Annotated in this window: 18 protein-coding genes; 10 read left to right on the forward strand and 8 right to left on the reverse strand. The window is 64.0% G+C overall.

Annotated features, from left to right (window positions below; all coding sequences use genetic code 11):
- Nucleotides 1-745 precede the first annotated feature (745 nt).
- Nucleotides 746-2089: an IS1380-like element ISBdi2 family transposase gene (locus QJT78_RS39685; protein WP_060913166.1), complete on the reverse strand. Its 1344-nt coding sequence runs from the start codon at nt 2087-2089 to the stop codon at nt 746-748.
- 596 nt (nt 2090-2685) lie between these two features.
- Here QJT78_RS39685 and QJT78_RS39690 point away from each other — a divergent pair.
- Complete coding sequence (locus QJT78_RS39690; RefSeq protein ID WP_028147974.1) at nt 2686-2946, forward strand: hypothetical protein; 261 nt, start codon at nt 2686-2688, stop codon at nt 2944-2946.
- Between the two features lie 7 nt (nt 2947-2953).
- On the opposite strand, the gene QJT78_RS39695 is transcribed toward QJT78_RS39690, so the two are convergent.
- A complete protein-coding gene (locus QJT78_RS39695; RefSeq protein ID WP_014491898.1) occupies nt 2954-3136 on the reverse strand; it encodes a hypothetical protein in 183 nt (60 codons plus the stop codon).
- Nucleotides 3137-3464: 328 nt separating this feature from the next.
- Here QJT78_RS39695 and QJT78_RS39700 point away from each other — a divergent pair, with 328 nt between their 5' ends.
- Nucleotides 3465-4421: an alpha/beta hydrolase gene (locus QJT78_RS39700; RefSeq protein ID WP_028147975.1), complete on the forward strand. Its 957-nt coding sequence runs from the start codon at nt 3465-3467 to the stop codon at nt 4419-4421.
- 118 nt (nt 4422-4539) lie between these two features.
- On the opposite strand, the gene cycA is transcribed toward QJT78_RS39700, so the two are convergent.
- On the reverse strand, nt 4540-4935 hold the full coding sequence (cycA, locus tag QJT78_RS39705) for a cytochrome c-550 CycA (protein ID WP_028147976.1): 396 nt from the start codon (nt 4933-4935) through the stop codon (nt 4540-4542).
- Nucleotides 4936-5199: 264 nt separating this feature from the next.
- Between cycA and QJT78_RS39710 the strand changes: the two genes are divergently transcribed.
- The gene (locus tag QJT78_RS39710) at nt 5200-6693 is read left to right on the forward strand and encodes an FAD-linked oxidase C-terminal domain-containing protein (protein ID WP_028147977.1); all 1494 of its coding nucleotides are present in this window, start codon (nt 5200-5202) and stop codon (nt 6691-6693) included.
- Between the two features lie 26 nt (nt 6694-6719).
- Complete coding sequence (locus QJT78_RS39715; protein ID WP_038953210.1) at nt 6720-7883, forward strand: acyltransferase; 1164 nt, start codon at nt 6720-6722, stop codon at nt 7881-7883.
- A 45-nt stretch (nt 7884-7928) separates the two neighbouring features.
- Here QJT78_RS39715 and QJT78_RS39720 read toward each other — a convergent pair whose 3' ends face one another.
- Nucleotides 7929-8414 (reverse strand): putative quinol monooxygenase, encoded by a 486-nt coding sequence (locus tag QJT78_RS39720; protein WP_085965643.1) that lies wholly within the window; start codon nt 8412-8414, stop codon nt 7929-7931.
- A gap of 221 nt (nt 8415-8635) precedes the next feature.
- Here QJT78_RS39720 and QJT78_RS39725 point away from each other — a divergent pair, with 221 nt between their 5' ends.
- The 4 genes from QJT78_RS39725 to QJT78_RS39740 all read left to right on the forward strand — a co-directional run bounded on the left by QJT78_RS39725 (nt 8636) and on the right by QJT78_RS39740 (nt 13108).
- Entirely contained in the window at nt 8636-9874 is a 1239-nt protein-coding gene (locus QJT78_RS39725; protein WP_028147980.1) for an FAD-binding protein, read from the forward strand.
- Nucleotides 9871-11193, forward strand: a complete 1323-nt coding sequence (gene glcF / locus QJT78_RS39730) for a glycolate oxidase subunit GlcF (protein WP_028147981.1) — start codon at nt 9871-9873, stop codon at nt 11191-11193. Before QJT78_RS39725 ends, glcF begins: the two co-directional genes overlap by 4 nt.
- Before the next feature lie 68 nt (nt 11194-11261).
- Nucleotides 11262-11624, forward strand: a complete 363-nt coding sequence (locus QJT78_RS39735) for a hypothetical protein (RefSeq protein WP_028147982.1) — start codon at nt 11262-11264, stop codon at nt 11622-11624.
- A gap of 452 nt (nt 11625-12076) precedes the next feature.
- Nucleotides 12077-13108: a TorF family putative porin gene (locus QJT78_RS39740; RefSeq protein WP_028147983.1), complete on the forward strand. Its 1032-nt coding sequence runs from the start codon at nt 12077-12079 to the stop codon at nt 13106-13108.
- 256 nt (nt 13109-13364) lie between these two features.
- Here QJT78_RS39740 and QJT78_RS39745 read toward each other — a convergent pair whose 3' ends face one another.
- Nucleotides 13365-15128 carry an ABC transporter ATP-binding protein/permease gene (locus QJT78_RS39745; protein WP_212490532.1) on the reverse strand — a complete coding sequence of 588 codons (1764 nt, stop codon included), beginning with the start codon at nt 15126-15128 and terminating at the stop codon, nt 13365-13367.
- Nucleotides 15129-15437: 309 nt separating this feature from the next.
- Between QJT78_RS39745 and QJT78_RS39750 the strand changes: the two genes are divergently transcribed.
- Together QJT78_RS39750 and QJT78_RS39755 are read left to right on the forward strand one after the other, a co-directional pair.
- Nucleotides 15438-17102: an L-lactate permease gene (locus QJT78_RS39750; protein WP_028147985.1), complete on the forward strand. Its 1665-nt coding sequence runs from the start codon at nt 15438-15440 to the stop codon at nt 17100-17102.
- Between the two features lie 241 nt (nt 17103-17343).
- Entirely contained in the window at nt 17344-17742 is a 399-nt protein-coding gene (locus tag QJT78_RS39755) for an META domain-containing protein (protein ID WP_028147986.1), read from the forward strand.
- 145 nt (nt 17743-17887) lie between these two features.
- Here QJT78_RS39755 and QJT78_RS39760 read toward each other — a convergent pair whose 3' ends face one another.
- The 3 genes from QJT78_RS39760 to QJT78_RS39770 form a co-directional block, all read right to left on the reverse strand.
- A complete protein-coding gene (locus QJT78_RS39760) occupies nt 17888-19099 on the reverse strand; it encodes a hypothetical protein (protein ID WP_028147987.1) in 1212 nt (403 codons plus the stop codon).
- Between the two features lie 144 nt (nt 19100-19243).
- Nucleotides 19244-20875 (reverse strand): chaperonin GroEL, encoded by a 1632-nt coding sequence (groL, locus tag QJT78_RS39765; protein ID WP_038942497.1) that lies wholly within the window; start codon nt 20873-20875, stop codon nt 19244-19246.
- 108 nt (nt 20876-20983) lie between these two features.
- The gene (locus QJT78_RS39770) at nt 20984-21280 is read right to left on the reverse strand and encodes a co-chaperone GroES (RefSeq protein ID WP_014491914.1); all 297 of its coding nucleotides are present in this window, start codon (nt 21278-21280) and stop codon (nt 20984-20986) included.
- Nucleotides 21281-21482: the final 202 nt, after the last annotated feature.

Consider the following 21482-nt stretch of genomic DNA (forward strand, 5'->3'; position numbering starts at 1 on the left):
AAAAGTTCTTCTGGAGTGATCATCGATGGTGTCCACCTCGTTCATGGTGGACACCTCATCCCATCCCCGCGCTCAACTGCATAGGTGCGTAGAAAGGAGCGCTTACGTTTGTCTTTCGGATCTGAGTAGTGCTCTGCCCCTTCATTCACGGTGCACTCGCTATCAGCGCCGATCCTTTGCGACATGTCGAGAGTTCCGTACTGCCAGGATTACGAGGACCTCTTTGTGCTTGGCATGGACGCAGGCTGCGGGCTTTGTGGCGAACTCGCCGGGGATTTGGTGACACGACGTGTCGACGAGACTCTTATCATGTCGCTGTCCGCGGCGGCCGACGCTTGACCACGTCAGCCGAATTCTTGTCATGCGTGTCCACTGCCAATCGGTGCAATTGTCTACCACACCCACCAACCCTGATCCGTTGTTTGGCAGCGCTGATATGTCCGAAAGTGTGTTTCTTTTCGCCAGCTCTTCGACACTCCACATCACTCTCCATTAACCCTAATGCGCAACATTCTAGGTCTTTCTTCTTGTTCGGAATGGACCCGCGGCTTGCGGGCGGAACAGTGATCGTTCACCTAGCCCGTCCTATTCGTGAGAGTGCGTTTTCTAGTCCGATTGATGTGGCCGCACATCTGCTCTGACGAGGCGCACAGGATTGCCTTCGGCTTTTCGCCGCCTGACCACCCGTACTTTGCAACGCGCTTGAGGGATAGGTTGGGCGAACGGGGGGCGGACGCCCCGCCGGTCAAGGACTGAGCGGCAGCAGCGCGCCGGGCAAGCCGCGGATCAGGTCGGCTTCGGGACATGCCGCGGCGAACGCAAGGCGAATGCGGCTCGTGGTCTCGACCACACGGGCAGCGAGTTTCAAGAGACGAAGACGCAGCGTCGCGAACTCGGCAGCGGCCAATTCCCGGGCTTTGGGAATGGCGTCGCGCACGGTCAGCATCAGCCAATAAGCGGCCGTATGGAGCACGAGACGGACCTGGTTGGCGAGCGCCGAACGGCAGCTGGTGCGGTCGGAGGCGAGCTGTGTCTTATGCAGCTTGATCAGATTCTCGGCTTGGCCGCGCGCGCAATACAGGCTGTCGTAGATCCACTCGGCCGAGCCGACATCGAGGCTGGTGACGACGAAACGGATGTCGAGGCCGAGCATCGTCGCCTCAATACGGGCGACGGTGCGCCGTTCGCGATCCCAGGACTTTGCCTTGTGGCGCGTCTCGGTATAGCCACGCAGAACCGGCAGGTTCTCGATGGCGCGTCGCGTGCGGATGTCGTCGGCGACCTCGTCGACTTTTCTGGCGAGAGGCTTGGTGCCGGACAGACCGAAGATGTAGTCGATGCCGTTGGTCTCGCACCACGCCATGGCCTCCGGCCGGGCATAGTGCCCGTCGCCACGGAACGTAATTTGCGTGTTGTGCCATCGCGTCCGGATATGCCGTACCAGGCGGCGCAGATGGGCACGCACCTCGACGCCGCCCGGCGTCTTGCCGGACCGCAGCACGACGGCCACGGGCCGGCTCTTCTCCGTGTCGTAGACGTGGATCGGCAGAAAGCAGCGTTCGTCATAATGAGCGTTGAACAGCGAGAGCTGCTGATGGCCGTGGACGACATCGCAGGTATCATCGATGTCGAGCGTGACGGATGCCGGCTCGTGGGGGTAGCTATCCATCCATGCGTCGACCAAAATGTAGGTCAGTCGGATCACGTCGCGCAGGCGCGGAGCATTCTCCAGCCGCGACAGCGTCGGCTGGGAACACAAATCCCGGCCCGTGTCCGGTAGGCGACCGCAGGCCAGCTTGAATGCGGGATCGGACCGCAGATGATCGAGGTCGTCGGCGTCCTCGTAGCCGCAGCAGATCGCGAACATGCGCGCGCGGAACATATCGACCAGGCTGTGCACGACCCGCGTCGGATCGCGCCGATCCGGGAACACCCGGGCCAGATTGTCGGCCAAACCGAGACGCCGCTCGGCCATCGCCAGAAGCATCACGCCCCCGTTCGAGGTCAGGCGCCCACCATCGAAGGCAGCTGTGACTTTCTTGGCGTGAACGGCTGGAAACGAGAAGGGCGGAATCGTATCATCGGTCATGGCGGGCGTGGCGTTCGCGGGTGGAGGTGATGGGGTGGCTTCGCAACCTATCCTACGCCGCATCAGCGCTTTACACCACGCTCGCCAGCCCTCAGGCGCACTCTTACGAATAAGACGGGTTAAGTTGAAGAAAGATTGAGTGACTCCCGATCATTTCTGTGCCGAAACGCGGAGTCGCGGTCGTGCCGCGTCCAAAGAAACCGGCGCGAGCGGCCTATTAGATGCGGTAGGTGATCAGCCTCCGAAACGAGACTATCAAGCATGAAGAGATCGAGCGCGAGGCAGAGGTTTTATTTGTGTTGAATTCTTGCTTCTCGATAGTGGTCTGAAATCGTATCATCGGTCATGGCGGGCGTGGCGTTCGCGGTTGAGGTGATGGGGTTGGCTTCACAACCGAATCCTACGCAGCATCAGCGCTTTACACCACGCTCGCCAGCCTCTCAGGCGCCCTCTCGCGAATAAGACGGGCTAGCGGACAAGTTGATCATTTCCCGAGTGATTGCAGCGTGCGCGGATTAACCACGATCACACGTGCGGCGTTCTCAGGGGTATTGTTGGAGCGCGCGCAGGCCTACCTGCATGGCAGGAGCACGGCCATGAAGCGTTTGATCTTTGCAGGTGTATTGCTGCTCGCGTCGGGCTCGGTGAGCCTCGCCGATGGCTTGTTCTGGGTGGTCGGCAATCGCGCCACCGGCAAATGCAACATCGTAACCAGCAATCCCGTGATCATCGGCGACATCTGGTTCGGTGACGGTCCCTACAAGTCCAGGGCCGATGCCAAGCTTGCCCGTTCGACGATTCGCGCCTGCCCCGCGGTCACGCCCGACGAGGAAAAGGACGAGGACGGAACGAACTAGCCTGCACCTAGTGCAGGATGCTGCCGGCGCGCTCGACAAGGCCGTGATCGGCGGCTGCGGCGTAGGCCTTTGCAAGCTCCGTCTCGAGATGCTCGTTGATCAGAAGCAGTGCCCGCACGGCACCGCGCAGGTCACCGTTGCAGCTCGCCACGATCTCGTCGATCGCAGTGTCGTTGGATCTGAAGCTCATCGACATTCTCCGGTTCAAATCAGGACAAATCCTGCCGGCCTTCCCGCATCCCCTTGGAGTTTGCGAGGAGGATCGGCGCCCACCCGCGCCTAGATGGCGGAACCGACCGTGGCGATTATATGGAAGCCGCGATGACGACTGCATGAAGCTGGCCCGAGGCTTGCGCGCTGCGAGGAATTCCATTGATTCTGCTACGTTTTTTCCTGCTCGAATTATGCACATATCCACAGCCCCGCCTTTTCAAGTGGAGCGCCGGGTTCCACGGAGCGAAACTGCCGCCCGGTAGTCGCGTAACTGCCAGGTGCCCTGGATCGCCCGGATTCTCCCCATGATCGTGATGTCAGTCGTGACCGCGCTGGTTCTGCTGGCGCTGGCCACGCAGGCCGGCGTCCTTGCGGTGCAGCGCGCCTTTCCGCCTCAGGGCCGGATGGTCGAGGTCGACGGCGCTGTGCTTCACGTCGTCGATATCGGTCCGCGCGGTTCAGGCGTGCCGATCGTGATGCTGCACGGCGCGAGCTCCAATCTCGAAGCGATGCGGCGTCCGCTCGGCGACCTCCTGGCCAAAGACCATCGCGTCATCCTGATCGACCGTCCCGGTCACGGCTGGAGCACGCGGATGCGACGGCAGGATTCGACGCCACAGATCCAGGCCAGGATGATTGACGAGGCGCTTCGCAAGCTCGGGATCGATCGCGCGGTCTTCGTCGTGCATTCCTGGAGCGGTGCGCTCGGCGCGCGGATCGCGCTCGATCATCCCGGCCGCGTCGCCGGTCTCGTCATGCTGGCGCCGGTGACCCATCCCTGGCGCGGCGGCGTCGGCCGCTACAACGAGATCATCGCAACGCCGGTGATCGGCCCGCTGCTCGCCTACACCATCACGCTGCCGCTGGGGTATTTCGTTGCCGAGGCCGGCGCGCGCAGCGTCTTCCTGCCGCAGACCATGCCGGACGGCTTCGTGCAGGACTCCGCGACGCCGCTATTGCTGCGCCCGCGCGAGTTCATCGCCAACGCCTATGATTTGGTGACGCTGAAGGAAGCGGTGACGGCGCAGGCTGCGCGTTATGGCGAGATCAAGGCGCCGGTCACGATCATCGCCGGCGAGCCCGACAAGACGGTGAAGACCGACATCCACGCGCGCCCGTTCGCCGCGATGGTGCCGGGTGCAAAGCTGATCGTGCTGCCCGATCTCGGTCACATGGTGCAGAACGCTGTGCCGGACCTGGTGAAGACGGAGATCGAGACGATGATCGGGAAAATCGTCCCGACGCAGGCGGCCGCCGACTAAAGCGTTTTCGAGCGAAGTGGATACCGGTTCGCGTGAAGAAAACGTGTCAAAACAAGAAGCCCGAGCTTCGGTTCTGACTCGATCAGAACCGAAGCTCGGGCGGCCGCCGTTCACCCGCTTACTGCTTGATTTTCCCGTCCTTGTCGAACTGCGCGATGAAGGACCAGAGATTGTTGATCTCGTTCTCGTTCTTGATGCCGGCGAACGCCATCTTGGTGCCGGGGATCTTGGCCTTGGGGTCCTTGATGTATTCCTTGAACGTGGCTTCGTCCCAGGTGATGCCGGAATTCTTGTTTGCATCCGAATAATTGTAGTCCGGCGCGGTGCCGGACTTGCGGCCGTTGAGGCCGTTGAGCTCGGGGCCGACCTTGTTCTTGGCGCCCTCGCCGATGGCGTGGCAGGCCAGGCATTTGTTGAACGACGATTTGCCGGCCGCAACATCCTGCGCCATCGCGGCGGGTGCGGTGGCAGTCACGGTGAGGATCATCAGTGCGCCAAAAGTCAGTTTTGTCATCGGGTGCTCTTCGTCTCTTCCCTGGTGGGTCTAGGCTGGTCGGTCTTGCCTGGTCGGCAAACGACGGACCCGCCGGTTTTGGCAGGCCCGCCCGGCTTGGACAAGCCGCGAAACCATGACAGGTTTCATGCTGTCCTACTTGTCCCAGAGCGAACTCGCCGAAGATGGCCGCTCCGACTTTCGGATGGCCTACCCAAACAGGCGCGGACGTGGTTGATTTGCCGCGATAATTTGATCGTGGGCTACGAGTCGGAAGGATATGTTATGGCCATCATGATGCCCGCGAGCGACCAGGCCGTGCTGGCGCGCCGCGCTGAGATCGTGGCTGCATTGCGCGCAATCGTGCCCGGCGAGGGCGTGATCGACAGCGCCTCCGAGATGCGGGCCTACGAATCCGACGGGCTGACGGCCTATCGGCAACCGCCGATGGTTGTGGTGCTGCCCGACACCACCGAGCAGGTCTCGCTTGTCCTGAAATATTGTGCCGGGCAGGGGATCAAGGTGGTTCCGCGCGGCTCCGGCACTTCGCTGTCCGGGGGCGCGCTGCCGCTGGAAGATGGCGTGCTGCTCGGGCTCGGCAAGTTCAAACGGATCCGCGAGATCGATTTCGACAACCGCGTCGTCGTCACCGAGCCCGGCGTCACCAATCTCGCCATCAGCCAGGCGGTCGCGCATGCCGGCTTCTACTACGCCCCCGATCCGTCCTCGCAGATCGCCTGCTCGATCGGCGGCAATGTCGCGGAGAATTCCGGCGGCGTGCACTGCCTGAAATACGGCATGACCACCAACAACGTGCTCGGTTGCGAGATTGTCCTGATGAGCGGCGAGATCCTGCGCATCGGCGGCAAGTCCGCGGAGAATTCGGGCTACGACCTGATGGGCGTCATCACCGGCTCGGAAGGTCTGCTCGGGGTCATCACCGAGATCACGGTGCGCATCCTGCAAAAGCCGGAGACGGCGCGGGCGCTGATGGTCGGCTTCGCGCAAGTCGAGGCCGCCGGCGAATGCGTGGCGCGCATCATCGGCGCCGGCATCATTCCCGGCGGCATGGAGATGATGGACAAGCCGGCGATCCACGCCGCGGAGGCCTTCGTTCATGCCGGCTATCCGCTCGACGTCGAAGCGCTGCTCATCATCGAGCTCGACGGTCCCAAGATCGAGGTCGACGAGCTGATCACGCGCGTCGAGACCATTGCGAATGCCTGCGGCTCGACCACCTGCCAGATCTCGACCTCGGAAGCCGAGCGCAATTTGTTCTGGGCCGGCCGCAAGGCCGCGTTTCCGGCCGTGGGCCGCATCTCGCCCGACTATCTCTGCATGGACGGCACGATCCCGCGCGGCGCGCTGCCGAAGGCGCTCGCCCGCATCCGGGAGCTCTCGGAGAAGTACCAGCTCGGCTGCGCCAACGTGTTCCACGCCGGCGACGGCAATCTGCATCCGCTGATCCTCTACGATGCCAACAAGCCCGGCGAGATCGAGCGCGCCGAAGCGTTCGGCGCCGACATCCTGCGCGCCTGCGTCGAGTTCGGCGGCGTGCTCACCGGCGAGCACGGCGTCGGCATCGAGAAGCGCGACCTGATGCCCGACATGTTCACCGAGATCGACCTCAACCAGCAGCAGCGGCTGAAATGCGCCTTCGACGCGCAGGGCCTGCTCAATCCCGGAAAGGTGTTTCCGACCCTGCACCGCTGCGCCGAGCTCGGCCGCATGCATGTGCATGCCGGGAAGTTGGCATTCCCGGATATTCCGCGGTTCTGACGGTCGATACCCGGCATGGCGGCGACATGGCGGACGTTCGGATCAGTGTGACGAAAGAAGCGCCGGGCAGGCCGCTGGCGAAGTCGCGCCTGCTGTTCATCGACAACATCCGCTGGTCGATGATCATTCTCGTGCTGAGTATGCACGCAGCCGACACCTACAGTCCGTTCGGCAATTGGTACTATGTCGACCGGCGGGAGACCGGCTTCGGCACGGCCCTCTTCTTCGGCATCTATCAGAGCTTCCTCCAGGCCTTCTTCATGGCCGCGCTATTCTTCATCGCCGGTTATTTCGCCGCCGGCGCCTTCGATCGGAAAGGGCTTTCGGGATTTGCGCGCGATCGGCTGATCCGGCTCGGCTTGCCGACTTTGCTCTACATGTTGGTGATCGGCCCGCTGACGCAGTATTTTCTGTCTTGGACTTGGGGCAAGGGCGGTTTCGGCCATCAATGGCTGACCCATCTGATGGACGGCGAATGGCTTTCCGAGACGGGACCGATGTGGTTTTGCGCGGTGCTGCTGCTGGTCTCGCTCCTCTATGGCCTGATCCGCCAGACTGGATGGCGGGAGTCCGAGGTTGCGTTGTGCGGCACGGGGATTGTTCTGTTCGTTGCTGTCGTGGCGGCATTCACCTTTGCCGTTCGCATCGCCATCCACGCCGATACCTCCGTGCTCAACGTTCACCCCGGCGATCTCCCGCAATACGCTCTCATGTTCGCAGCCGGCGCCGTCGGCTATCGCGGCAATTGGATGCTTGGGCTTGCCGAGCGCTCCTGTATCCGCTGGGGACTGCTCGCGCTCTCGCTCTCTGCGCCGCTGTTTGCAGCGCTCGTGCTGTTCGGGGGAGGCCTGCAGGGGGACACCGCGCTCTATGCAGGCGGCTTCAACTTTGTCAGTGCCGGGAAGTGCCTGTGGGAGGCGCTGGTCTGCGTCGGCATGGGCCTCCTGATGCTGGCCGTCTACCGCCGCTATTTCGACGCGCAAGGGCCGGTCGCCAAATGGCTCTCGGACAACGCCTTCGGCGTCTACCTGATCCATCCGCCGATCCTGGTCGGCTTTGCCCTGCTTCTGCACGCACTGCCGCTGTTCGCACTCACGAAGGCGCTCCTGCTGACAATGTTGGCCGCGATCGGCAGCTTGGTCGTCTCGGCACTGATCCTGCGCAGATCGCCGCTGCGCGCGATCATATAGTCGTATGCCGCAGTCCGGATCGAACCGCGGCATACGAGCTGGTGCTTACATAAGTGCGTATTGCGCCCGTTCGCGCTTCGCCAGCAGCGGCAGGGCTTCGCCGGCGATCCAGGTCTTGAAATGTGCGCTCTCCTGATGCGCCTTGAAAGCCGCCTCGTCGCGGAACAGCTCGTAGAACAGGAACTGGGCCGGATTGTCCTTGGCGCGCGAGATCAGGAACAGCTTGACGCCGTCCTCGCGCTGCGCCTCCGGCAGGAAGCGGTCGAGGATCGCGGCGACCTTGTCGGCCTCGCCGGGCTTGGCCTCCCATTGCGCGACGACGAGCAGGCCGCCGCCGTCGACGGCGTCGCTGAGGGATTTCTGCGTGGCATAGTGGTTCATGCTCCTTGCTCCTTGCTGCTGGGCTTGAGATGACGCCGCCGCCCATGGCGAGAGATAGATCGCCAGGACGGCTCCGAAGGCCCGGATCACCGACCTGCGGCTGAACGCTTCGTGGACACGCGGCACCAGCCGCTGATGTGTCGATCGCATGCTTGTCTCCATCGGTTGGCCTCGATCGCGATCGGCGCAAGCTTGTAGCGAGGGTCTGCCGGCTTTGGTTCGCCGCTGATCGAAGTGTCGATGTCGTGAACGCTTCGATCACGATCGAAGCGTTGTGGTCGCCCGTGTAGGATCCCCGACGGCACCGGCGCTGATCGCCGGCGTCACGCCGCATTTGATTTTGGCGGCGAATTTCGCTACCGCCTTTTCCCGTGGATACGCTCAGGGTCAGAGACGCCAAAGACGTCGAAGAGGTGGTGCGCGCGGCGATTGCCAACGAGCAGCCGCTCGAGATCATCGGTCATGGCAGCAAGCGCAGCATTGGCCACGTGATGGCGACCAACGCCGTGCTCGACCTCTCCGCGCTGAATGCCGTCACCTCCTACGAACCCAACGAGCTGATTATCACGCTCCAGGCCGGTGCCCCGCTGGCCGACGTGCTGTCGCTGATCGACGCCAAGAACCAGCAATTCGCCTTCGAGCCGATGAACACCGCGCCGCTGCTCGGCACGCCCGCGTTGGGTACGATCGGCGGCATGATTGCGGCCGGTCTCGCCGGTCCGCGGCGGATCAAGGCGGGCGGGGCGCGCGATCACCTGCTTGGGGCGCACGCCGTCTCCGGTTTCGGCGACAGCTTCAAGACCGGCGGCAAGGTGGTGAAGAACGTCACCGGCTACGACCTCTGCAAGCTGCTGGCGGGGTCCTGGGGCACGCTGTCGGTGATGACCGAGGTCACGCTCAAGGTGATGCCGAAGCCCGAAGCGGAGCGGACGCTGCTGCTGCGTGGGCTCGACGATGCCGCCGCCAACAAGGCGATGACCGCGGCGCTCGGCTCGCCTTTCGACGTCTCCGCCGCCGCGCATCTGCCGAAATCGGCGTTCCGCGCGAAGACCGACGGGCTTGGCGACATCGCCAGCCAGGGCGAAGCGCTGACCGTGCTGCGGCTCGAGGGCATCACGGCGTCCGCCGCGCACCGCGCCGGCTCGCTGCGTGAATTGCTGGCGCCGTTCGGAACCGCGACGCTGGTCGAGGATGCGGCGTCCGCCGCATTGTGGGCCACGATCCGCGACGTCCTGCCGTTCGCGGCCGGCGGTGCAGTTGGGGCCTGGCCGGTGTGGCGGATCGTTTGTCCGCCGGCTTCCGGCGCCGCGCTCGGGACTCAGCTGGCGCGCGAGACCGGCGGCGACATCATCTACGATTGGGGCGGCGGCCTGACTTGGGCCGCGCTGCCGCCGAAGGCCGACGCGCATGCCCCGGCCGTGCGCCAGCGCGCGGATGCGGTCGGCGGGCACGCCACGCTGATCCGGGCGGCCGAGGACGTTCGGCGCGGTGTCGACGTGTTCCATCCGCAGGCGCCCGGCATTGCCGCGCTGAGCGATCGGGTCCGCGCCAGTTTCGATCCGAAAACCATTCTCAACCGGGGGCGGTTGACGCGGGGCGCTGCGGCATGAAGACCGAATTCTCACTGGCGCAGCTCGCCGACCCCGACATCGCGGAAGCCGACAAGATCCTGCGCGCCTGCGTCCATTGCGGCTTCTGCACTGCAACCTGTCCGACCTATGTGCTGCTCGGCGACGAGCTCGATAGCCCGCGCGGCCGCATCTACCTGATCAAGGAGATGCTGGAGAAGGACCAGACCCCGACGGCCGAGGTGGTCAAGCATGTCGATCGCTGCCTGTCGTGTCTGTCCTGCATGACGACCTGCCCCTCAGGGGTGAACTACATGCATCTCGTCGACCAGGCCCGGGTCAGGATCGAGCAGCGCTATCAGCGGCCGCTGACGGAGCGGCTGTTGCGCCAGGTGCTGGCCTTTGTCCTGCCGAATCCGCAGCTCTTCCGCACCAGCATGTGGCTGGCGCGCCTCGCCCGTCCGCTTGCCGTCTTCCTGCCGACGCCGCGGCCGTCGGCGACGCCCGGCCTGATCCAGCGGCTCAAGGCGATGCTGGCGCTGGCGCCGAACCGTCTACCGTCGCCGGGCCCGCTCCCGGGCAGCGTGTTCGCGGCACTCGGCAAGAAGCGCGGCCGGGTCGCGCTGTTGCAAGGCTGTGCCCAGCAGGTGCTGGCGCCGCGCATCAACCAGGCCGCCATCAGCCTCCTCACCCGCCACGGCATCGAGGTTGTCCTGGTCCGGGACGAGCAGTGCTGCGGCGCGCTGACCCATCATCTGGGCAACGACCAGGATGCGTTGGCGCGGGCCCGCGCCAACGTCGCGGCGTGGCGAAAGGAAGCGGCCGGCGAGGGGCTCGACGCCATCCTGGTGACGGCCTCCGGCTGTGGCACGGTGATCAAGGACTACGGCTATCTCCTGCGCGAGGACACGGCGTTCGCCGCCGATGCGGCGAAGGTGTCCGGGCTCGCCAAGGACATCACCGAATTCGTCGCCGGCCTCGAGCTCGCGACCACTACGCGACAGGACAACATCGTCGTCGCCTATCACTCCGCGTGTTCGTTGCAGCACGGGCAGAAAATCACGGGCCTTCCGAAAGAATTGCTTTCCAAGAATGGATTCGTGGTGAAAGATGTGCCGGAGAGCCATTTGTGTTGCGGCTCGGCGGGGACCTACAACATTCTCCAGCCCGAGCTTGCGGGCCGGTTGCGCGATCGCAAGGTTGCCAACATCGCAAGCGTCAAGCCGGACATGATTGCCGCGGGCAATATCGGCTGCATGGTGCAGATTGCCAGTGGCACGTCAGTTCCGGTCGTACACACGATTGAGCTTCTCGATTGGGCTACGGGCGGGTCGCGGCCGGCATTGAATGCGTCGAGCTAGCCTTCGTCCGGAGGTGACGGCTGAAGACGCCCGATCGACCATTGTTCGGCGGCAACAGGAGGACCACGATGGCGAAAGCGAAGAAGAAAAAAAGCAAGAAGGCCAAAAAGGCCAAGAAGGCTGTAGCGGCGAAGAAGACCGCGAAGAGGGCAGCCAAGAAGTCCGCGAAAAAGTCTGCCAAGAAGTCTGCGAAGAAATCTGCCAGGAAGGCCGCCCCGAAGAAGGCTGCGAAGAAGTCGGCCAAGAAGGCTGCCAAGCCGGCTGCACCGAAGAAGGCCGCAAAGAAAGCGGCGCCGAAGAAGGCGAAGGCAGCTCCTGCGCCGAAGCCGTCAGCGCCGGTGGCAGCTCCGGCTCCGGAGCCCGCCGCCGAGACAAGCTGGGCGATGCCTTCGTCTTCTGCGGAGCCGACGCCGGCCGAGGAGCAAGGTTAGGCCCCGAGGTTAGGGTCCAAGGGTAGGCCCAAAGTCAGGTCCAAAGGTGAGGGCCAAGGCTGGGTCCATCCCGACGACAACGACCGACAACAGGAAGGCCGCGGCGGTGACGCTGCGGCCTTTTCGCATCGTCACGATGGTCGCGGTCGGGTTGTCGTTTGTCGCGTCAGCCTGATTCGTGGCGCAGGCACCACTGCACCGGCGGCTCCCGTACTAATCCGGACGGCTCTGTGCACTTTGGAATGCAAATAATGTGATCAGGAAGCAACACAGGCGGACAACCTTTTGGAGAAGTGTCAGAACGCCTAAAAAGTCGGCAGATGCTCGTGATTTTTGCTTCACGGTTCGTGTCCTCCCAGCCAGATTGTCGCGGTAACGAAATTTTGCAGTCAGGTCGTACGCCCGGAGGCTTCCGGGAAACCGACTGGGTGGAACTGGTGATGGGGATCGAAATGAAAAAAGTGGCTTTGTTGGCAACGGCGCTGGCAATGGTGACGGGTTCGGCTTTCGCGGCAGACATGCCGGTCAAGGCTCTGAAGGCCCCGCCGCCGCCCGCCTTTGACCCCTGGGATGTCGCCTTCGGCGCCGGCATCATGAGCGATTACATCTTCCGCGGCGTCACTCAGTCGAACCACAACCCGTCGGTCGCGGCCTATTTCGAGCCGCGCTACAACGTCAACAAGGACCTCCAGCTCTACGTCGGTACGTCCGCGGAGAGCATCTCGTTCCCGAACCGCGCCGCGGCTGAAGTCGACATCTACGGCGGTATCCGCCCGACCTTCGGCATGTTCGCCTTCGACTTCGGTATCTGGGGCTACCTCTATCCGGGCGGAAGCTGCTTCGGTTCGCAGGGCACCCTCGCCCAGGGCAATTGCGGCACCGGCCTCGACAATTCGCAGGGCGCGATCGGCCTTCCGATCAACGGCAACTTCGCCAAGAAGGACGCAAGCTTCTACGAAGTCTACGCCAAGCTGAACCTCAACATCAACGACCAGTGGGTCGTTGGTTTCAACGAGTACTATTCGCCGAACTTCCTGAACCTCGGTGCCTGGGGCAACTACGCCTCGATCACCGCCAAGTGGACCGCGCCGAGCACCACGTTCGGTGCCAGCGGCGTCGGCATGTATGTGTCGGGTGAGTTCGGCCGTCAGTGGCTCGGCACGTCCGACATCTTCTACGGCATTGCCGGCGACCCGCTGTACTCCAACGGCATCAAGGAGCCGAGCTACAACACCTGGAACGTCGGCGTCGGCTTCACCTACAAGGTGTTCACGCTCGATCTGCGCTACTACGACACCGACCTCTCGAAGGGTAACTGCAACGCCTTCACCAGCGACTTCTCGGCCACCAACTCCAGCCCTGGTTTCGTGACGCCGATCAATGGCGGCGCGAACGCGGCCACTGCGTTCGGCTCCAACTGGTGCAGCGCGGCCGGCGTCGCCAAGCTCTCGGTCGACCTGACGGCGATGAGCAACCTGAAGTAAGTTTCTTCCTGAGACGACCTAACAAGGGCGGCAGAGCAATCTGCCGCCCTTTTGTTTTGGGCTTGGGCTCGTCTTTGAGAGCGCCCGGCCAGCATGGTCCGAGACGCGCCGCAAGGCGGCGTTCCTCGCCATGAGGGTCGAGGATCTTGCCGCGATGACAGACCTCATCCTGAGGATCCCGCCGGAGGCGGGCGTCTCGAAGGATGGCTGCAACGAAGGTCCTGTCGAGGCTAGCCTCAGGCTTGGTTGTGCCGCCTCAGCTCGCCGCGGTCGGCTCCGCCTGGGCCGGCTCGCCGTCCTTGCCGAGAACGTGGATCTCGCCGTCCTTCACCAACGCCACCTTGCGGGTGTGGAAGGCGTCGAGCGTCGAGCGGTGGCCGATCGAGACGATGGTGGCCTGCGGCAGCTTCTCCACCAGCAGCCGGTACAGCCGGGCCTCCGATGGCTCGTCGAGCGACGCCGTGGCCTCGTCGAGGAACAGGTAGTCCGGCACGTGCAGCAGGGCGCGCGCGAGCCCCAGGCGCTGCTGCTCGCCCAGCGACAGCATCCGGTTCCAGTGGCCCTCCTCGTTGAGCCGCTCGGCGAGGACGGGCAGCCCGACCGCGATCAGCGCGTCCCTGATCCGCGCGGTCTCGAACGTACCGGGCGCGGCGGGGTAGATGACGGCATCGCGCAGCACGCCGACCGGGAAATAGGGGCGCTGCGGCAGCATCATCAGCTTCGCCCTCTCGGGGATGAAGATGGTGCCGGCGCCGAACGGCCAGATGCCGGCGATGGCCCTGAACAGCGTCGACTTGCCGGAGCCGGACGGCCCGGTCACCAGCACCCGCTCCGGCGTCTGGATGGCGAAGGCGTCGGCGGCGACCAGCGGCGTGCCGTTGGGCAGGTTCACGCAGAGCTGTTCGAGGGCGATGTTGTGGCCGTCGCTGGCGGCCTTCAGCGCGATCACGGGCTCATGCGCCGGCGGGTTGGTGGCCGAGGCGACCGACATCTCGAAGCCGTCGAGACGTGCGACGATCGAGCGCCATTCCGCAAGCGACCGGTAGGCCACCACGAAGAACGACAGCGCCCCCTGGACGCTCGAGAACGCCGACGCCGTCTGCATCATGTCGCCGAGCTGGATCTTCTTGGCAAAGAAGGCCGGCGCCACCAGCACGTAGGGGAAGATCACGGCGGCCTGCTGATAGCTCGTCGTGAACGCGGTGAGGCGCTTGGTACGGCTCATGATGGCGTACCAGTTGCCGATCACGTAGCCGAACCGGTTCAGCAGGCGGCCGCGTTCGGCGCCTTCGCCCTTGAGCAGCGCGATCTGCTCCGAATTCTCGCGGACGCGGACGAGGTTGAAGCGGAAGTCGGCTTCAAAGCGCTGCTGCTCGAAATTGAGATTGACCAGCGGGGCGCCGATCCAGTGCGTCAACGCGGTGCCGAAGATCGCGTAGATCAGCGCGCCCCAGCACAGATAGCCGGGGATCATGAGATCCGTGCCGAACAGGTGCAGCGGCGCGGCATTGGACAGGCCCCAGAGGATGATCACGAAGGAGAACAGCGTCACGATCGCCGACAGCAGGCCGAGTCCGATCGTCAGGGTCTGCTCGACGAAGTTCTTGACGTCCTCGGTGATGCGCTGGTCCGGGTTGTCGGCCGCGTCGCCCTTGAGCTGCATGCGGTAATGCGTCGAGCCGTCGAGCCATTCGCCGAGATAATGCGTCGTCAGCCATTGCCGCCAGCGGATCTGGAGCCACTGGTTGAGGTAGAGCTTGTAGACGGCCAGCGCGATCGCGGTGAAGGCGAGGACGATGAAGATCCAGATCTGCGTGACGAAGGCGTCCCAGTCGCTGTTCTGGAGTGCGCTGTAGAACCGGTTCTGCCACTGGTTCACCAGCACGTCGATTCCGACCAGCGCCAGCTCGATCGCGATCACGGCGGCGAGCAGGCCGCGGCCGGCCCACTTGTCCTCCGAGCGGAAATAGGGGACGGCGATTCGCCAGACGATCGCGAGCGTGGCGCTGATGTTCTTCACAGAGCTCTGTCTCCTGAGGGGATGTGCACAACGGCCATAGGCCAAATGGCTGTGACAATGGCAGAAACGGGCGCGCTTAGACTAAAGTCGCAAGTTCAGCAATTTGCGTTGGCTTGTCGCAGCTTGCAACCCTAGCATGGGTACAACGGCGCGGGGTGGGGGCCTCCGGGACTTCGCGGGCTTGTGAGCGGATGGGAACCGCCGCACTCGCGAGGAATTCGCGTCAAGCTCGGGGGTTATCGCTTCAGCGCAAGCAGGTTCGGCTGTCCACGCGGGCCGCCTGCCGCAACAGGCGTGGGGGAGGAAGCCATGTGGGATCAAATCTATAATCCGCTGAACAACGCGGAGCTGTCGACCATCGCGGCGGCCATACCGGTTGTCTCGCTCTTGGTCATGATCGCGAGCGGGCGCGTGAAGGCGCACATTGCGGCCGTGATCGCCGTGATCATCACCAACCTGATCACGATCTTCGTCTTCACGATGCCGGCGGGTATGTCGATCCGCGCCTCGATCCTCGGCGTCGTGACGGGCTTCTTTCCGATCGGCTGGATCGTCCTCAACGTCATCTTCCTCTATCAGGTGACGGTGTCCACCGGGCGCTTCGAATTGCTCAAGCGCGCCATCGGCGGTGTCACCGAGGACCGGCGCTTGCAGCTCCTGCTGGTCGCGTTCTCGTTCGGCGCGTTCTTTGAGGGTGCTTCGGGCTTCGGCACGCCGGTCGCTATCACCGGTGCCGTGCTGATCGGCCTCGGCTTCTCGCCGCTCGCGGCATCAGGCTTGTCACTCATCGCCAACACCGCGCCGGTCGCTTATGGCGCGCTCGGCACGCCGATCCAGGGTCTTGCGTCCGTCACCGGGCTCGATCCCTACATCCTCGGCGCGATGGTCGGACGGCAATTGCCGTTCTTCTCGCTGATCGTGCCGTTCTGGGTGGTGTGGGCGTTCGCGGGTTGGCGCGGCATGAAGGACGTCTGGCCTGCGATCCTCGTCACTGGTGTGTCGTTCGCGGTCCCGCAATTCGTGATCTCGAACTTCATCAATCCCTGGATTGTCGACATCGGGGCGTCGCTGATCTCGATGGGCGCGCTGATCCTGTTCCTGAAGGTGTGGCAGCCGAGGCAGCTCTGGACATCGCCGGAACTGCGCGGTCACGACGAGTCGGCCGCGCAGATGGAAAAAGCAACGCCGCTCGACAAGACGCCGCTCACCCAGTCCGAACTGTGGAGCGCGCTGCTGCCGTGGATCATCGTCTGTATCGTGATGCTGATCTGGGGCAACGGTGCCTTCAAGACCTGGGCGAACGGGATTTTCACCTGGAACTACGCCGTTCCCGATCTGCACCAGATGATCAACAAGGTGCCGCCGGTAGCGGCCAAGCCGACGCCGGAAGGCGCGGTGTTCGCGTTCACCTATCTGTCCTTCACCGGCACGGGTATGCTGATCGCCGCGATCATCTCGGGCTTCCTGATGCGCGTCGGCCCGGGACGGCTGCTGGTCGAGTATGGCCGCACCATCCGGCTGTGCGCGATCTCGCTGATCACGATCTCGGCGATGCTCGCGATCGGTACGTTGACGCGGCTGTCCGGCGTCGACGCGACGCTCGGCCTCGCCTTCGCCGCAACCGGCGTGCTCTATCCCTTCTTCGGCACGCTGCTCGGCTGGCTGGGTGTGGCGCTGACGGGATCGGATACGGCGTCGAACATCCTGTTCGGTAATTTGCAGAAGATCACCTCCGAGCAGCTCGGCCTGTCGCCGGTTCTGATGGCGGCCGCGAACTCGTCCGGTGGCGTGATGGGCAAGATGATCGATGCGCAATCGATCGTCGTGGCCTCCACGGCCACGCGGTGGTACGGGCACGAGGGCACCATCCTGCGCTTCGTGTTCTGGCATTCGATCGTGCTCGCCTGCCTCGTCGGCGTGCTCGTGACGTTGCAGGCCTATGTCTGGCCGTTCACGGCGATGGTGCTGAAGTAGCAGGCCACGCCTCGCTTCAACGCAAATCCCGCAGGGCCTCGCCGCCTTGCGGGGATTTTTGCATCCAAAGCATGATCCGGAAAAGTGCGAAGCGGTTTTCCGAAAAGATCATGCTCAAACAACAACCTGAAGCGCGATGACGATTCGTCCCAATCTCATCGCGCTTTAGCCTCCGCGAACCTTCTCAACGGCGCCGCCGTCTTATAGAACGTGCCGCAAATCAGGTCGGTCGAGAGGTCTCATGGTTTCGCTCAAGCAGATGGCGTGTTTGGCGGTTGCAATGCTCGCGATGTCCACGCTCGCGCGTGCGGAGGACGGTTTTCCGTTCGGTACCGAGATGACGCTGGAGGCGCTGCCGCAGCCGGGTTCGAAGCGGATTCCAAACATCGAGATCGGCGACAATGGCGAAGTCGTGCTGGAGCTCTGGTGCAAGGGCGGCAAGGGCCAGTTCTCGGTGGCCGGCAACACGGTGATCTTCATGCCCGGCCAGATCCAGGATCGTTCCTGTCCGCCGGCCAGGGCGCAGGCCGACGACGAGCTCGTCGCAGCGCTGAGCAGCGTCGAGACCTGGAAGCGCCAGGGCGACGTGCTGACACTGATCGGTCCCAAACCGCTGCGCTTTCGCACGACGGGGAATTAGGTCTCGTGTCCCGGACGCGCTGCAGCGTGCAACGCTGCTGCGCAGAGCCGGGACCCAGACTCGATCGGCGACTTCGCTTGCGGCCTCTGGGCCCGGCTCTGCAGCGCATCACTGACGTGCTGCGCTGCGTCCGGGGCACGAGAGCCTACTTCCACACCGACTTGTCGGCGTCCCAGCGCTGGCCTTTCAGCTCTTTCGCGAGCGCCTCGATCGAGCCGTTGTCGTCGGGTTGATCGCCTTCCTCGTCGGCCGAAGCGTCATCCGAGAGATTGAGCTTGGCGCCGCTGCTTTCATCGGCGGTCGAGGTCGAGGGGCTGCCGATCCACAGCATCAGTTTGTCGGTCGCGCCGGGTTTGTCGGGCGAGATCAGGCCTGCAACTTCGATCGTGTCGGTGAGCTCGAGTGCCGGAAAATCCTGGTTCCGCCGCTTGAAGACGAGCTTGAGCTTGCCGGTGGCCGGGTTGAAGCTGTGCGAGACCTGCTTTGCCGCAAGCGTCCGGCTCAGCACGCCGGCGACGGCTGAGGCGAGCTTGTCACGGCTGATCTTGTCGCCGTCGCGCCAGTCGGCCGCGGGAAAGCGGATGGTGCGGTCCATCTCGGTCATGCCCGCGGTCCAGCCCGCCGCGGTGACGCCGGGCATCGCCTTGAACTTCGCCAGCAGGGAGCCTGCGCGTTCCGGATCGACCGACATGTTGATGGTCTGCTCGCCGGCACGCAGCGCGTCGCAGCCGACGGTCAGGCTCGCCAGCGTCACCTCGACGTCCTGGCCCTTCAGGCTTTTCAGGAACTCGGTCGCCGCATCCAGCTTGACCTTGACCGCGATCGCTTCCGGCGAGACGTCGGTGAAATCCTTCGGCTGCGGTGTGATGCCGTCGTCGGAGGTCTGGTTGTCCTGAAATTCCTTCTCGCTGAGATCGGAATTGTCGGGCGAGGTGACTTCGGTCACGGTCTGGCCGATCGCGATCTGGCCGCGGAATTCGAACGTGTCGCCGGCCTGTTTGCGCAGCAGCTTGACGGTGACGGGCGCCTTCTCGCCGAGGCTCTGCGTCGTGCCCGTCAGGTTCTGGCCCGCGACCTGGAGATTGACGACGAAGCGGTCCTTGCGGTCGGAATTCTTTGCGACGGGATAGCAGACGTCGAGCACGGCCGCCGTCACCGTCTTGCCCTGCCGCGTCTCCTTCAGGATCACGTCGGCATTGCCGTCCATCAGGCCGTCGATCGAGGTGAAATAGCGGGTCTCCGTCCCGCCCGGCGCCGTGGCCTTCGGCGACAGCTTCATCTGGGCCGATGCGACATCGGGCGAGACGGCAAGCAGGGCCGCCAAAAGGGCTGTCGAACAAACCAGAAGCGCACGCATCGATGAATCCTCGCGCAATCGAATCGGCGCGCCACCGTAGTGGGTTTTGGCCGCCGGTTGAATTGGAAAGCAGAAGGGGCAGGGTCGGCAAAAAAGAAGGCCGCCCGGAGGCGGCCTTCGCAACATTGTAACGGAACGACAGGCTTAGAAGCCGCCCATGCCGCCGCCGCCCGGCATGGCGGGCGGAGCTTCCTTCTTCGGCGTTTCGGCGACCATGGCCTCGGTGGTCACCAGCAGGCCGGCCACGGACGAGGCGTCCTGCAGCGCGGTGCGGACCACCTTGGCGGGATCGATGATGCCCTTCTCGACCATGTCGACATAGTCCTCGTTCTGGGCGTCGAAGCCGAAAGTCTCGGACTTGTTCTCCAGGATCTTGCCGACCACGATCGAGCCTTCCACGCCCGCGTTCTCGGAGATCTGGCGGATCGGGGCTTCCAGCGCCTTCAGCACGATGTTGATGCCGGCCTGGACGTCGGCGTTGGCGTTGGTGAGACGGCCCACCGCCTTCTTGGCCCGCAGCAGCGCGACGCCGCCGCCGGGGACGATGCCTTCCTGCACCGCGGCGCGGGTGGCGTTGAGCGCGTCCTCGACGCGGTCCTTCTTCTCCTTGACCTCGATCTCGGTCGCGCCGCCGACGCGGATCACCGCGACGCCGCCGGCGAGCTTGGCGAGGCGCTCCTGGAGCTTCTCACGGTCGTAGTCCGAGGTGGTCTCCTCGATCTGGGCCTTGATCTGGCCGACGCGGGCCTCGATCTCCGGCTTCTTGCCGGCGCCCTTGACGATCGTGGTGTTCTCCTTGTCGATCACGACCTTGCCGGCGCGACCGAGCATCTTCACCGTGACGTTCTCAAGCTTCATGCCGAGGTCCTCGGAGATGAGCTGGCCGCCGGTGAGGATCGCGAGGTCCTCGAGCATGGCCTTGCGGCGGTCGCCGAAGCCCGGCGCCTTGACGGCGGCGACCTTCAGGCCGCCACGCAGGCGGTTGACGACCAGGGTGGCCAGCGCCTCGCCCTCGACGTCCTCGGCGATGATGACGAGCGGCTTGCCCGACTGCACCACGGCTTCCAGCACCGGCAGCATGGCCTGAAGGCCGGACAGCTTCTTCTCGTGCAGGAGGATATAGGCGTCCTCGAGCTCGGCGGTCATCTTCTCGGGGTTGGTGACGAAGTAGGGCGACAGATAGCCGCGGTCGAACTTCATGCCCTCGACGATGTCGACCTCGGTGTCGAGCGACTTGTTCTCTTCGACGGTGATGACGCCCTCGTTGCCGACCTTCTGCATCGCCTGGGCGATCATCTTGCCGATGGCGGCATCGCCGTTGGCCGAGATGGTGCCGACCTGGGCGACCTCGGAGGAGGCGGCGACCGGCTTGGCGCGCTTCTCGATGTCCTTGATGACAGCCGTAACCGCGGTGTCGATGCCGCGCTTGAGGTCCATCGGGTTCATGCCGGCGGCAACCGCCTTGGCGCCTTCGCGCACGATGGCCTGGGCCAGCACGGTCGCGGTGGTGGTGCCGTCGCCGGCGGTGTCGTTGGTCTTGGAGGCGACTTCGCGCAGCATCTGCGCGCCCATGTTCTCGAACTTGTCCTCGAGCTCGATCTCCTTGGCGACGGTGACGCCGTCCTTGGTGATGCGGGGTGCGCCGAAGCTCTTCTCGATGACGACGTTGCGGCCCTTCGGACCGAGCGTCACCTTGACGGCGTTGGCGAGAATGTCGACGCCGCGCAGCATGCGTTCGCGGGCGTCTCCGGAAAACTTGACGTCTTTGGCAGCCATTTCTTCAATCCCTCGTGTTTCGTGATGTGTCCGCCGCTTGCGGAATGACCGAATGCCCGGATCGCGCGATCCGGGCATGACATTCAGCGGCTGTTCAGGCTGATGGCCTTAGGCCATGACGCCCATGATGTCCGACTCCTTCATGATCAGGAGCTCTTCGTTGTCGATCTTGACCTCGGTGCCCGACCACTTGCCGAACAGCACGCGGTCGCCGACCTTGAGGTCGATCGGGATCAGCTTGCCGGCCTCGTCGCGGCCACCGGGGCCGACGGCGACGACCTCGCCTTGGGATGGCTTTTCCTTGGCGGTGTCCGGAATGATGATGCCGCCCTTGGTCTTTTCCTCGGCGTCGATACGTTTGACCACGACACGGTCATGCAGCGGACGAAATTTGGATTTAGCCATGACGTTTCCCTTTGGAGGCTCGCTTCGGAAGGAATGGAAGTGGGTAGGGGCGGCGTCCGTCCACCCTCTTGCCGAGGATCGAACGGCGCGCTTAGCCCGTCTTATTCGTAAGAGTGCGCCTGAGGGGTAAAGCGCTGATGCGGCGTAGGATTCGGTTGCGAAGCCAACCCCATCACCTCCAACCGCGAACGCCACGCCCGCC

It is taken from the genome of Bradyrhizobium sp. Mp27 (genome assembly GCF_029953005.1).
Lineage (GTDB): Bacteria > Pseudomonadota > Alphaproteobacteria > Rhizobiales > Xanthobacteraceae > Bradyrhizobium > Bradyrhizobium barranii.

What these genes read in the sequence shown, in the direction of transcription:
- QJT78_RS39685 (WP_060913166.1), bottom strand. Translation starts at nt 2,089, where the DNA reads ATGACCGATGATACGATTCCGCCCTTCTCGTTTCCAGCCGTTCACGCC.
- QJT78_RS39690 (WP_028147974.1), top strand. Translation starts at nt 2,686, where the DNA reads ATGAAGCGTTTGATCTTTGCAGGTGTATTGCTGCTCGCGTCGGGCTCG.
- QJT78_RS39695 (WP_014491898.1), bottom strand. Translation starts at nt 3,136, where the DNA reads ATGAGCTTCAGATCCAACGACACTGCGATCGACGAGATCGTGGCGAGC.
- QJT78_RS39700 (WP_028147975.1), top strand. Translation starts at nt 3,465, where the DNA reads ATGATCGTGATGTCAGTCGTGACCGCGCTGGTTCTGCTGGCGCTGGCC.
- cycA (WP_028147976.1), bottom strand. Translation starts at nt 4,935, where the DNA reads ATGACAAAACTGACTTTTGGCGCACTGATGATCCTCACCGTGACTGCC.
- QJT78_RS39710 (WP_028147977.1), top strand. Translation starts at nt 5,200, where the DNA reads ATGGCCATCATGATGCCCGCGAGCGACCAGGCCGTGCTGGCGCGCCGC.
- QJT78_RS39715 (WP_038953210.1), top strand. Translation starts at nt 6,720, where the DNA reads ATGGCGGACGTTCGGATCAGTGTGACGAAAGAAGCGCCGGGCAGGCCG.
- QJT78_RS39720 (WP_085965643.1), bottom strand. Translation starts at nt 8,414, where the DNA reads ATGCGATCGACACATCAGCGGCTGGTGCCGCGTGTCCACGAAGCGTTC.
- glcF (WP_028147981.1), top strand. Translation starts at nt 9,871, where the DNA reads ATGAAGACCGAATTCTCACTGGCGCAGCTCGCCGACCCCGACATCGCG.
- QJT78_RS39735 (WP_028147982.1), top strand. Translation starts at nt 11,262, where the DNA reads ATGGCGAAAGCGAAGAAGAAAAAAAGCAAGAAGGCCAAAAAGGCCAAG.
- QJT78_RS39740 (WP_028147983.1), top strand. Translation starts at nt 12,077, where the DNA reads ATGAAAAAAGTGGCTTTGTTGGCAACGGCGCTGGCAATGGTGACGGGT.
- QJT78_RS39750 (WP_028147985.1), top strand. Translation starts at nt 15,438, where the DNA reads ATGTGGGATCAAATCTATAATCCGCTGAACAACGCGGAGCTGTCGACC.
- QJT78_RS39755 (WP_028147986.1), top strand. Translation starts at nt 17,344, where the DNA reads ATGGTTTCGCTCAAGCAGATGGCGTGTTTGGCGGTTGCAATGCTCGCG.
- QJT78_RS39760 (WP_028147987.1), bottom strand. Translation starts at nt 19,099, where the DNA reads ATGCGTGCGCTTCTGGTTTGTTCGACAGCCCTTTTGGCGGCCCTGCTT.
- groL (WP_038942497.1), bottom strand. Translation starts at nt 20,875, where the DNA reads ATGGCTGCCAAAGACGTCAAGTTTTCCGGAGACGCCCGCGAACGCATG.
- QJT78_RS39770 (WP_014491914.1), bottom strand. Translation starts at nt 21,280, where the DNA reads ATGGCTAAATCCAAATTTCGTCCGCTGCATGACCGTGTCGTGGTCAAA.